General features: G+C 63.3%; 10 protein-coding genes. 5 read left to right on the forward strand and 5 right to left on the reverse strand.

Going from position 1 to position 11,842, the window contains the following annotated elements:
- On the reverse strand, positions 1–453 hold the full coding sequence (locus NKI96_RS19970) for a hypothetical protein (RefSeq protein ID WP_023683507.1): 453 nt from the start codon (positions 451–453) through the stop codon (positions 1–3).
- A 155-nt stretch (positions 454–608) separates the two neighbouring features.
- Between NKI96_RS19970 and NKI96_RS19975 the strand changes: the two genes are divergently transcribed.
- The 4 genes from NKI96_RS19975 to NKI96_RS19990 all read left to right on the forward strand — a co-directional run bounded on the left by NKI96_RS19975 (position 609) and on the right by NKI96_RS19990 (position 5,787).
- Positions 609–1,991 (forward strand): aspartate aminotransferase family protein, encoded by a 1,383-nt coding sequence (locus tag NKI96_RS19975; protein ID WP_023711330.1) that lies wholly within the window; start codon positions 609–611, stop codon positions 1,989–1,991.
- A 65-nt stretch (positions 1,992–2,056) separates the two neighbouring features.
- Positions 2,057–3,442, forward strand: a complete 1,386-nt coding sequence (locus NKI96_RS19980) for a glutamine synthetase family protein (RefSeq protein WP_023742588.1) — start codon at positions 2,057–2,059, stop codon at positions 3,440–3,442.
- 231 nt (positions 3,443–3,673) lie between these two features.
- Entirely contained in the window at positions 3,674–4,315 is a 642-nt protein-coding gene (locus NKI96_RS19985) for a radical SAM protein (protein ID WP_352805731.1), read from the forward strand.
- Between the two features lie 2 nt (positions 4,316–4,317).
- Positions 4,318–5,787, forward strand: a complete 1,470-nt coding sequence (locus NKI96_RS19990; protein ID WP_352626367.1) for a UdgX family uracil-DNA binding protein — start codon at positions 4,318–4,320, stop codon at positions 5,785–5,787.
- Between the two features lie 138 nt (positions 5,788–5,925).
- Here the strand turns inward: NKI96_RS19990 and NKI96_RS19995 are convergent, their stop codons facing one another.
- From NKI96_RS19995 to NKI96_RS20010, 4 genes are all read right to left on the reverse strand, one after another.
- A complete protein-coding gene (locus NKI96_RS19995) occupies positions 5,926–7,206 on the reverse strand; it encodes a glycerate kinase type-2 family protein (RefSeq protein ID WP_352805764.1) in 1,281 nt (426 codons plus the stop codon).
- A gap of 174 nt (positions 7,207–7,380) precedes the next feature.
- Positions 7,381–7,887, reverse strand: coding sequence for a heme-degrading domain-containing protein (locus tag NKI96_RS20000; protein WP_023711326.1), 507 nt, complete (start codon positions 7,885–7,887; stop codon positions 7,381–7,383).
- Positions 7,888–8,197: 310 nt separating this feature from the next.
- On the reverse strand, positions 8,198–9,514 hold the full coding sequence (gene guaD / locus NKI96_RS20005) for a guanine deaminase (protein ID WP_352805732.1): 1,317 nt from the start codon (positions 9,512–9,514) through the stop codon (positions 8,198–8,200).
- Between the two features lie 2 nt (positions 9,515–9,516).
- Positions 9,517–10,734: a urate hydroxylase PuuD gene (locus NKI96_RS20010; RefSeq protein WP_352805735.1), complete on the reverse strand. Its 1,218-nt coding sequence runs from the start codon at positions 10,732–10,734 to the stop codon at positions 9,517–9,519.
- 135 nt (positions 10,735–10,869) lie between these two features.
- Between NKI96_RS20010 and NKI96_RS20015 the strand changes: the two genes are divergently transcribed.
- A complete protein-coding gene (locus NKI96_RS20015; protein ID WP_023671373.1) occupies positions 10,870–11,790 on the forward strand; it encodes a LysR family transcriptional regulator in 921 nt (306 codons plus the stop codon).
- Positions 11,791–11,842 lie beyond the last annotated feature (52 nt).

Consider the following 11,842-nt stretch of genomic DNA (forward strand, 5'->3'; position numbering starts at 1 on the left):
CTATTCGGCTCCGCACGACACCTTGCCGGTCAATTCTTTCGGCTTGCCGTCCTGTTCCGTGTCGGCGGCGTTGTCGTAGACGGCAAGCGTGTACCGGCCGTCATAGACGCCCTCGTCACTGGTCTTGGTCAGGATCGTCAGTTCGACAGAGTTGAATTTATCTCCGAGCTGATGCTCGTGGTAGACGTTCAGCCGCAACTCCTTGTCGTCCAGCCAGTACTGGGTGAGGTCGGAATCCTCGAAGACGGTCTTGCGCAGACTGTCGCCTTCCGGCCGGCCAAGTATCTCGAGATCGCCGCGAAAATTGAAGGTCGGGCCGCCCATACCTCTGGTGACCCCGGCGCCGACCTCGAATTGCACCGCTTTGTCATCGACGGAACACCAGACGCCGCCCGATGCGGAAGCCGCAGCGGCCGACAAGAGTAGCGCAATAGCGCAGATGATCGTCCGCATTTTTCTCCCCAAACCACAGACCCGATCGCATTGGCGCCCGACTGCGCCGGAAGGTCAAGTCTGCCGAACTTGCTGCTGACCCAATGCAGCGCACCAACACGGCCAATTGCGGTTGCCGTCGCCAATTGGGTAGTGTGCCGGCCGAGAGGGATTTCATGTACAGCACGAACAGTTCAAAGGCGTCCATTGGCGGTATCAGCCGTGACCGCATCGCTGCATTGCGGACAAGCGAGGCGAACACCTTCCGCAAGGCGCGGCCGAAATCGCAGGCCAAGGTCGGTAACGGCCTGCCAGGCTTCTTCGGCGGTGTGCCGATGCACTGGATGAACGACTGGCCGACGCCATTCCCGATCCTGGTCGAAAGCGCCAAGGGCGCCGCCATCACGGATATCGACGGCAACAGGCTGGACGATTTCTGCCTCGGCGACACCGGTTCGATGTTCGGCCATTCGCCGCCGCCGGTGGCGCGCGCCATCCGCCGCCAGGCCGGGCGCGGCCTGACCTATATGCTGCCTTCGGAGGATGCGCTGGCCATCGGGCCGCTGCTCACACAGCGTTTCGGTCTGCCGTTCTGGCAGATCGCCACCAGCGCCACCGACGCCAACCGCTTCGCGCTGCGTGTTGCCCGCGCTATCACCGGTCGGGAAAAGATCCTGGTCTTCAACGGCTGCTATCACGGCTCGGTCGACGAGACGATGGTCCGGCTGGTCGACGGCAAAGCTGTCAACCGGCCGGGCCTGGCGGGCGAATTCCGCGACCTGACCAGGACGGCGAAGGTCATCGAATTCAACGATGTTGCTGCACTGGAAGCGGCGCTCGCCGACCGCGATGTCGCCTGCGTCATCGCCGAGCCGGTGCTGACAAATTCCTGCATGGTGCTGCCCGATCCGGGTTTTCACGACGCCTTGCGCAAACTGACGCGCGCGGCCGGAACGCTGCTGCTGATCGACGAGACCCACACCATCTCGACCGGCCCAGGGGGCTACACCAGAAAATTCGGGCTGCAGCCCGACCTTTTCGTGCTGGGCAAGCCGATCGCCGGTGGCGTGCCGGCAAGCGTGTGGGGCATGAGCGACGAGGTCGCCTCGCGCTATGCCGACTACAACCGAACCAAGGAGCCGGGCTATTCCGGCATGGGCACGACGCTGTCGGCGAACCCGCTGCAGTTCGCAGCCATGCGCGCAACGCTCGAAGAGGTGATGACGCAGGAGAATTATGCCCGGATGGATCGCCTCGCCCTGCGGCTCGATGCCGGGCTGACCGGCGTCATCGATCGCTACAATCTGCCCTGGCATGTCGCCCGCGTCGGCGCCCGCGTCGAGTTCATCTGCGCCCCTGGCCCGCTCAGGAACGGCGCCGAAGCCGAGACTGCCCATGCGCCGGAGCTTGAGGCGGCTATCCATGTCGCGCTGGTCAACCAGGGCGTGCTGATCGCGCCCTTTCACAACATGATGCTGATCTCACCGGCCACCACCGGCGCCCAGGTCAACCGGCTGATCACCGCCTTCGCCACGGTTGCGGCAAGGCTGACGGCATGAGACAAGCTGCCAACAAGCGGGTGATCAACAAACAGGCGCCAAAGCAAACCTTGAGTACAGTAATCATGACCTCACCTTCGGGCTCGACGCCCGCCGAGGCGCAAGCCTTTCTCGCTGCTCATCCGGAAATCGAAGCCTTCGATATCGTCTTGACCGACGCCAACGGGGTCGGCCGCGGCAAGATCGTGCGCCGGCATGAGCTGAAAAGCATCTTCGAGGGCGGCCGCCACATGCCGATCTCGATCCTCGGCCTCGACATCACCGGCGAGGATGTGCACGAAACCGGGCTGATCTGGACGACTGGAGACGGCGATCTCAGGGCATGGCCGATCCCCGGCACGCTGGTGCCGCTTTACGGCACGAACCCGCCGCGCGGCCAGTTGCTGATGGCGATGTACCATCTCGAGGGACAGCCTATGTCGTCGGACCCACGGCTGGCGCTGGCCAGGCAGGTCGACATCTTGGCGGCCAAGGGCCTCTATCCCGCCGGCGCCTTCGAACTCGAATTTTTCCTGCTTGCCAATGAGCGTGACGCCGACGGCAAGGTAAAACCGGCGGACGCCGTGCTCGACGGCCGCCGCTCGGCCAAGACGGAAGTCTATTCCGTCGACCATCTGCACGGCATGGAGCCGTTGTTTTCCGACATCTATGCCGCGGCTAAGGCGCAAGGCATTCCGGCCGAAACGGTGATTTCGGAATACGCGCCCGGCCAGTACGAGCTGACGCTGAATTACCGCAAGGATGTCATGCGGGCGGCCGACGACCTCGTCATGTTGAAGCGGCTGGTGCGGGCGCAGGCGCGCCGCCATGGTGTTACCGCCTGCTTCATGGCCAAGCCGATCGAAAAATATGCCGGCTCCGGCATGCATTTCCATGTTTCGCTGCAGGACAAGAACGGCCGCAACGTTTTTGCCGAAGCCGGCGGCGAAAGCTGGTCGCTGCCGCTGCTGCAGGGGCTCGGCGGGCTGATCCAGACCATGGCCGAATCGATGCTGGTGTTTGCGCCGCACGCCAATTCCTGGCGGCGCTTCGTCTCGCAGTCCTATGCGCCGGTGGCGCCGACCTGGGGCGTCAACAACCGTTCGGTGGCGCTGCGCGTGCCGGCCGGCGACGCCAAGAACCGGCGCATCGAGCACCGGCCGTCGGGCGTCGACGCCAATCCCTACCTGATCGCGGCAACGGTGCTGGCCGGCATCATCAAGGGTCTGGACGAAGGCCTCGACCCCGGCCCTGAAACCACTGGGAATGGCTATGAAGCCGCTGTCACGCGCACGACCATGCCGGTCGACTGGCGCGCCGCGATCGAGGCGGCGCGGGCCTCGAGCTTCCTGAAAGAGGCGCTTGGCGAGGATCTGCATCGCACCTTCGTGGCGATCAAGCAGTCGGAGTATCTGCGCGTCGCGCGTACGGTGAGCGAGCTGGACTACCACCTCTACCTGCACGAGGTCTGAGAGACCGTTTCGAAATTCTACTCCGGCGGCCATCGATGGTGGTTTCTGCGCTTCCGATGCTCACGGACCAAATGTCCGCTGCGCTTCGGTTCTCGAAACCACCACCATATGACTCGCCAGAGCGAATTTCGAAACGGTCTCTGATTGCCCTGACGGCGGGCGGCGATCACTTTTTCGCCGCCTGCATCAAATGAGGTGGCGCTGCAGCCTTCAAGAACATATCATGAACAGATGAGCGCGCCCACCGTCCGTGAAAAGCTGGCAATCCTGTCTGACGCCGCCAAATACGACGCCTCCTGTGCTTCGTCCGGCTCGGCGAAGAAGGATTCGCTCCAATCCGGCGGTATCGGCTCCACAGAAGGCATGGGCATCTGCCATTCCTACGCGCCGGATGGCCGCTGCATTTCGCTCCTGAAAATCCTGCTCACCAATTTCTGCATTTACGATTGCAGCTACTGCATCAACCGCTCGCGCGAGCACCGGCTCTATCAGGCCGACTGGCTGATGCGCTTCTACGGCTTTTCGCAGCCGGAAATCCTCGCCGGCAGCAGCGACGGCATGCTCGATCTCGCCATTGACCCCAAGCTCGCCTGGGCTTTGCGCAATCGGGCGAGGTTTCCCGTCGACATCAACCGCGCCGATCGGGAAGCGCTGCTGCGGGTTCCGGGTCTGGGCACCAAGGTGGTGGCGAAGATCCTTAAAACCCGCCGCCACCGACGCATGCGGCTGGAAGATGTCGGACGGATCTGCCATTCGATCGCCAAGCTGAGGCCCTTCATCATCGCCGAAGGCTGGTCGCCGGGCGGACTCACCGACAAGACAGGCCTGCGCGATACGATCGTAAAGTCCTGCGAACAACTGTCGCTGTTTTGACCATGCAGCCGGCCCAGCTCGACCTTGCCCGATACACTGTCCGGCTAGCGAGCCAGACCGATTTCGCCGGTTGGCGCGATGCGGCACGGCGTCTGACGCTGAATGAGGTCCGGCCTGAGGATATTAGTTGGGGTGTCGGGTCCGACGCCAATGATCCTCGAGATGCCTTGCCGGCGGTGCCAGAGGGCGCGCAGCTTACCGTCCCGCGCGAGTTCATCGCCCATGCCGAAACCGCCTTCTGCCACTCCGACCCCGGCCGGTTTGCCTTTCTCTACTGGATGCTTTGGCGCCTGCGCACCGAGCCGAAACTGCTGGCGATCGCATCCGATCCCGACACCAGGCGGCTCGAAGCCATGGAAAAGGCGGTGCGGCGCGACGGCCATAAGATGCATGCCTTCGTACGCTTCCGGAAGATCGGCTACGGCGAGGACGAGCGCTACGTCGCCTGGTTCGAGCCGGAGCATTTCATTGTCGAGCGCAACGCGGATTTCTTCGTCCGGCGGTTCACCGGCATGCGCTGGACCGTCCTGACGCCCTATGCCTCCGCCGACTGGAATGGCGAAAGGCTGGCGATCGGCCCGGGTGCGGCCAAGGGCGATGCACCCGATCAGGACGACACCGAGGCGTTGTGGCTGACCTATTTCCAGAACATCTTCAACCCGGCGCGGCTCAAGGTGAAGGCGATGCAGAAGGAGATGCCGAAGAAATATTGGCGGAACCTTCCCGAGGCCTCGCTCATTCCAGATCTGATCGCAGGAGCGGACGAGGCCGCTATAGCCATGATTGCCAGACAACCGACGACGCCGGCGCCGCACCACGCCAAGCTGCAGGCAAGACATTGGCCGAAGCCCGAGCCGGCCGAGGCGCCGGATGAAGACGATGCCAAGACGATTTCCGATTTGCGCGAGGCTGCAAAGGGTTGTCGTCGCTGCCCGCTCTGGCGCGACGCGACACAGACCGTGTTCGGCGAGGGGCCGGATGACGCCAAGGTGGTCTTCGTCGGCGAACAACCTGGCGATCAGGAAGATCTCGCCGGCAAACCTTTTGTCGGGCCAGCGGGCAAAGTGTTCGATGCAATTCTCGATGACGCAGGCGTCGACCGGCAAAAAGTCTACGTCACCAACGCCGTCAAGCACTTCAAGTTCGAGCCGCGCGGCAAGCGCCGCATCCACTCGAAGCCAAATACCGGCGAAGTCCAGGCCTGCCGCTGGTGGATCGGCCGGGAGCTTGAGCTGATCAAGCCGGACCTCGCCGTGGCGCTTGGGGCAACGGCGGCGTTGTCGCTGCTGGGCAAGGCCATTGCCGTGACGAAAATGCGCGGCCAGTTGATCGAACGCGAGGATGGCTTGCGCGTGTTCATCACCATCCACCCGTCCTTTATCCTGCGCATTCACGAGCCGACGGACAAGGAGGCTGAGCGCGAGCGGTTCCTAAAGGATATGAAAGAGGTGAAGCGGCTGATGGGGTCGTGAGATGAGCGAAAGCCTCAGCGACATCGTCATCCGCGGGCGGAACAAGGAGCTTCGCTCCTGCTTCGCCCAGGGATGACGAAGCTGAGTGGCTTCACGGTCGTGAATCCAACGTTGGAAACTTCGGCCGCCACGGCCGAATTAACTGATCAGGATTGCCCTCAGATCATTCACATTCGTACCCGTCGGCCCCGGCACGAACAGATCGCCGATCGCGTTGAACGCCGTCCAGGCATTGTTGCCGGCCAGCATCGCCTTGGCGCCGACGCCGGCGGCACGCATGCGCGAGACGGTCGAGCCATCGGCAAAGGCGCCGGCATTGTCTTCCGAGCCATCGATGCCGTCGGTATCGGCGGCCAGTGCATGAATACCTTCCGCGCCGCTGATGCCGATGGCAAAGGCGAGCAGGAATTCGGAGTTGCGGCCGCCCTTGCCCCTTTTTCCGTCAACAGGGGCCCGCAAGGTCACGGTCGTCTCGCCGCCGGACAGGATCAGCACCGGCTTTTTGAACGGCCGGTTGCGCGTCGCCACTTCGCGCGCAATGGCTGCATGCACGCCACCGACCTCGCGCGCCTCGCCCTCGATGGAATCGGAGAGGATGACGGCTTCGATGCCCTGCCGTTTTGCCTCAGCGGCTGCCGCTTCCAGCGACACGCCAGCCGAGGCGATCAGGTGCACTTCATTGCGTGAAAAGCGCTGGTCATCCGGATCTGGCGCATCGGCCTCTGGCGAGTTGATGTGCGCCATGACGGCGTCGGGCAGTTTCATGCCGTAGGCCGCTATCGAGGCCAGCGCATCGGCGCGGTTGCCGGAGTCGGGCACGGTCGGGCCGGAGGCCACCAGCGCCGGGTTGTCGCCGGGAATGTCAGAGACAACCAGTGATACCAGTTTGGCCGGCCAGGCGGCAGCTGCCAGCCGGCCGCCCTTGATGGTCGAGACATGCTTGCGGATTGTGTTCATCGCCGCGATCGGCGCGCCGGAGGCAAGCAGCGCCTCGTTGACGGCGATTTCGTCGGCGAGCGTCAGGCCGGCGGCAGGCGACGGCAGCAGCGCCGATCCTCCGCCCGATATCAGCGCCACTACCAGGTCGTCCGCAGTCAGCCCTTGCACCTTTTCGAGCAGGCGCCGCGACGCCTCAAGACCGGCAGCGTCCGGCACCGGATGTGCCGCCTCGATGATTTCGATGCGCTCGCATTTGGCGCCATAGCCGTAGCGGGTGACGACCAGCCCTTCGATTGGCCCGTCCCACACTTTCTCGAAGGCAGCGGCCATCTGTGCCGAGCCCTTGCCGGCGCCAATGACAATGGTCCGCCCCTTCGGCCTGGCCGGAAGGTGGTCCCGGATGGTCCGTTCAGGATCGGCAGCGGCAACGGCGGCATCGAAGATCGAGATGAGAAAGGATTTGGGATCGAGCACGGTTATCCTTGGCCGTAACTGGCGGTTTTCAAAATGAGCAAACGTTGGCGTTGCCCCTCACCCTTACCCTCTCCCCGTGAAAGACGGGGAGAGGGGATCGCCAGCGCTCGAGCTTGTCCCTTCTCCCCGTCCCTATACGGGGAGAAGGTGCCGGCAGGCGGATGAGGGGCAGCGCCAACGTCACGATTTACCTTCCGGCGGCAGCGCCAATTGTGTCCGATCGACGCCGAGATGATCGCACAGTGCATCGACGACGACGCCGTGGTCCTGGCGTTCCGGCAGGCCGGAGACGGCGATGACGCCGATCACGCCAGCCCCCTTTACAGTCACCGGAAACCCGCCGCCGGCCAGTACGTAATCAGCAATATCCAGCCCCTCGCCGACCTTGAAGGTGCGGTCCGGACGCTGCTGTTCCAGCACCAGACGATAGGTGCTCCTGAGGTAGCGCTTGACCACATTGATCTTGCGTCGCGCCCAGTCGGGGTTGGAGGCGTTTGAACCGGGCATCGCGGCATAAAACAGCGGCCGATCCCACAGCCTGATATCGACAATGATGGGCAGCTTTTCGGCCAGCGCCCGCTCGCGGATCGCCGCGCCGACCTTGAAGGCGACGGCCTCGTCGAAGGCCGGGAAGACCAGCGTCTCTTCCTGTTTCTGGATCAGAGCGATGTCGTCCGCGGCGGCCATTTTTGTTCTCCGAAATCTTCACAAATCGTGTGTACGACAAGCTCCGCCCGGTCAAGGTCTCGTCGCGGTGGTGGTCTTGCCCCGCCAGGGTCGCCCCCCACTCCTTCGAGCTTCTCTCGACACCTCTCCCCCGATCGACGGGGTAGAGGAAGGGCGCCAAGCTGTCCGAACCGGCGCCCGTCCTCCGAAGCAAAGGCTCCCTTCCTCACCCTCGGAGGGGGATAGGTGGCGCCGCGAAGCGGCGACGGAGTGGGGGAACCACTTGGCAACCAGGCGCAATCATCATCTTGTCCCGCGCGGATGATGGGTCCTAACCGGCGATTATATCACTCTTGGCAGGCCGCCCCGCGACATAGACCTCGCGCACCGCGCGGTCGTCGCCCAGCGTCTGCAGCAGGAACAGCTCCTCCGCCAGCGTCTCCACAGTCTCCATCCTCAGCCGCATCGCCGGTGTGGCGCGGGCGTCGAGCACGGTGATATCCGCGTCGGTGCCTTCATCCAGCGTGCCGACCTTCTCCGCCACAGACAGCGCCTCGGCATTGCCACGCGTTAATTGCCAGAAGGACTGGAACGGGTTCAGCTTTTCGCCAGTCAGCGCGATCACCTTGTAGCCCTCGTCCATGGTGCGCAGCATCGAATAGTTGGTGCCGCCGCCGACATCGCTGGCCGCGGCGATGCGCAGCGGCTTGTCGCGGCGCCGAAAGCGCTGGTAATCGAACAGGCCGGAGCCGAGGAACAGGTTCGAGGTCGGGCAGAACACCGCCACCGAGCCGCTGTCCGACAGCGCATCGGCCTCGCGTTCCGAGAGATGGATGCAGTGGCCGAACAGGCTCTTTGGCCCCAGCAGGCCATACTGCTCGTAGACATCGGTGTAGTCGCGCGCCTGCGGATAGAGTTTTTGCGTGAAGGCGATTTCGGCGTGGTTTTCCGACAGATGCGTCTGCATATGCAGATCGGGATGCTCGCGGCAGAGCGCGCCCGACATCTCCAACTGTTCGGGCGAAGAGGTGATGGCGAAGCGCGGCGTGATCGCATAAAGCTGGCGGCCCTTGCCGTGCCATTCCGCAATCAGCGCCTTGGTGTCGTCATAGCCCGATTGCGGTGTGTCGAGCACGCCTGCCGGCGCGTTGCGGTCCATCATCACCTTGCCGGCAATGTTGAGCATGCCGCGCGCATGCGATTCGGCAAAGAACGCCTCGGCCGAGGCCTTGTGCACCGAGCAATACGCGGCGACCGTCGTCGTGCCGTGGCGCACCATTTCATCCAAAAACAGCCGCGCGATGCGGCGGCCGTGCTGGGCATTTGCGAATTTGGTCTCTTCGGGAAAGGTGTAGGTGTTCAGCCAGTCGAGCAGTTCGGCGCCATAGGAGGCGATGACCTGCATCTGCGGAAAATGCGCGTGCGCGTCGATGAAGCCTGGCAGCAACAGATGCGGCCGATGATCGATCTTTTTCGCACCGGCGCCAGCCTGCCTTTCCACATCAGCGTAGGCGCCGGCGGCAACGATTCGGCCATCGCGGATCAGCAGGCCGCCATCCTCCTCATAGCGCCAGGCGGCATGGTCGGTGATGGCTTCGGGCAAGCGCAAAAAGCTCAGCGTGCGGCCGCGCAGAAGTGTCGAAGTCATGCTTATTTCCCTGCGCCTTCGAACCAGGCGACCAGCAGCGCCCGTTCCTTGTCGCTGATCTGGGTGACGTTGGCGGGCGGCATGGCGTGGCTGCGCCCGGCCTGCAAATAGATTTCACGCGCATGCTCGGCAATGCCGGCGTCGGTGTCGAGCATCACGCCCTTCGGCGCATGGTAGATGCCTTCATAGACCGGCTCGGCCGTATGGCACATCGAGCAGCGGCCAAGCACGGTGTCGCGCACCGCCGGGAAATGCGACGAGGCGATATAGACTTCGGCCGCGGCGGATGCCTTGGGCTCGCCGGTCAGTATTTTCGGCGCTGTCGACAGCCACATGATGATGACGAATAGCACCGCAGCCGCCATCCAGGTCCAGTGGGGGTTGCCGGCACGCTTATGCACGGTGTTGAAATAGTGCCGGATCAAGACGCCGATGGTGAACACCAGCGAGGCGATGACCCAGTTGAACTCCGTCGCAAACGCCAGCGGATAGTGGTTCGACAGCATCAGGAACAGCACGGGCAGCGTCAGGTAATTGTTGTGCAGCGAGCGCTGCTTGGCGATCTTGCCGTATTTCGGGTCGGGCTTGCGGCCGGCAATCAGGTCGGCGACGACGATCTTCTGGTTTGGAATGATCACCATGAAGACATTGGCCGACATGATCGTGGCGGTGATGGCGCCCAGATGCAGGAAAGCGGCGCGGCCGGTGAACAGATGCGTCAGACCCCAGGCGATGAACACCAGCACGCCATAGAGCACCAGCATCAGTCCGGTGTCACTTTTGCCGAGCGGCGAGCGGCAGAGCAGATCGTAGACTACCCAGCCGACGCCGATGGTGGCCATCGACAAAAGGATGCCGACCGGCACCGACATCGGCAGCACATTGGGGTCGATCAGGAACAAATCGGCGCCGGCATAGTAGACCACGCACAGCATGGCGAAGCCGGACAGCCAGGTGGCGTAGGATTCCCACTTGAACCAAGTCAGGTGTTCCGGCATTTCGGCCGGCGCCACCAGATATTTCTGGACGTGGTAGAAGCCGCCGCCATGCACCTGCCATTCCTCGCCGAATGCGCCGACCGGCATGCCGGGGCGCTGGCGCAGGCCAAGGTCGAGCGCGACGAAATAGAAGGACGAGCCGATCCAGGCGATGCCGGTGACGACGTGCAGCCAGCGCACGGCGAAACTCAGCCAGTCCCAGAAAATCGCCAAATCCATCATGTGAAATCGTCCCTGCCGATCGGCTGACTTTACGGTGTGGGGCGCAAACGAAAAGAGGCGAGGTGTACGATGACTTTCAAAAAAAAATGGAAAATACTAGGCTGACCACGTACGCCGCCACATAAAGAGCCACGAATGGCCTATCTCGACAACATCGCCGTCTTCGTCCGCGTCGTCGAGCTTGGTAATCTCTCGGCGGCGGGCCGCGACATGCGCATTTCGCCGGCGGTCGCCTCCAACCGCATCAAGGAGCTGGAAAAACACCTCGGCGTGCGGCTGTTCAACCGCACCACACGGCAATTGATGCCGACGGAGCATGGCACGGTGTTCTACTCCGGCGCCAAGCAGGTGCTGGAGGCGATCACCGAGGCGGAAGCCGCGGTCTCGGCTCTTTCCGGCCAGCCGCGCGGCACCATCAAGGTGACCGCCCCGCTCGGCCTTGGACGGCGGCTGGTTGCGTCGGGCATTCCGGATTTCCACGACAAATACCCCGATATCGAGGTGCGGCTGAGGCTCTCCGACCACAATATCGACATCATGAAGGAAGGCATCGACGTCGCCTTCAAGCTCGGCATCATTGAGGATTCCAGCCTGCGGATGCGCGGCATCATGGAATGTGAACGCGTGCTGGTGGCGGCACCGAAATATCTCGAAGCGCGCGGCGAGCCGGTGGAGCCACAGGAGCTGATCGGCAAGAAGCACGACTGCCTGATGCTGCGCTATTCCGGGGCGCGCGAATATGTCTGGACGCTGCAGACGCCGTCCGGCCCGCAGAAATTCGAGGTGCACGGCCCCTACGACACCGACGATGGCGATGTGCTGACCGGCTGGGCGCTGTCGGGCCGCGGCATCATCAACAAGCCGCGCTTCGAGGTCGAACCCTTCATCCGCGACCGGCGGCTGCAGGTCATCCTGGCCAGCACGCCGCCAACGCCGGTGCAGTTCGCCGCCGTCTATCCGCACAAGAAGCTGCAGGACCCGAAGGTGCGGCTGTTGCTCGACTTCATGGCCGAGCGTTGCCAGCGGCTGATCAAGGATTTGCTGGCCGGCAAGTGAGGGGCTGTTGGCCCAGTCGCCAGGGTTGTCTTACAAGCAGGTGACCTTAGGT

Source organism: Mesorhizobium sp. M0292, from assembly GCF_040321695.1.
In the GTDB taxonomy this organism is placed as follows: domain Bacteria; phylum Pseudomonadota; class Alphaproteobacteria; order Rhizobiales; family Rhizobiaceae; genus Mesorhizobium.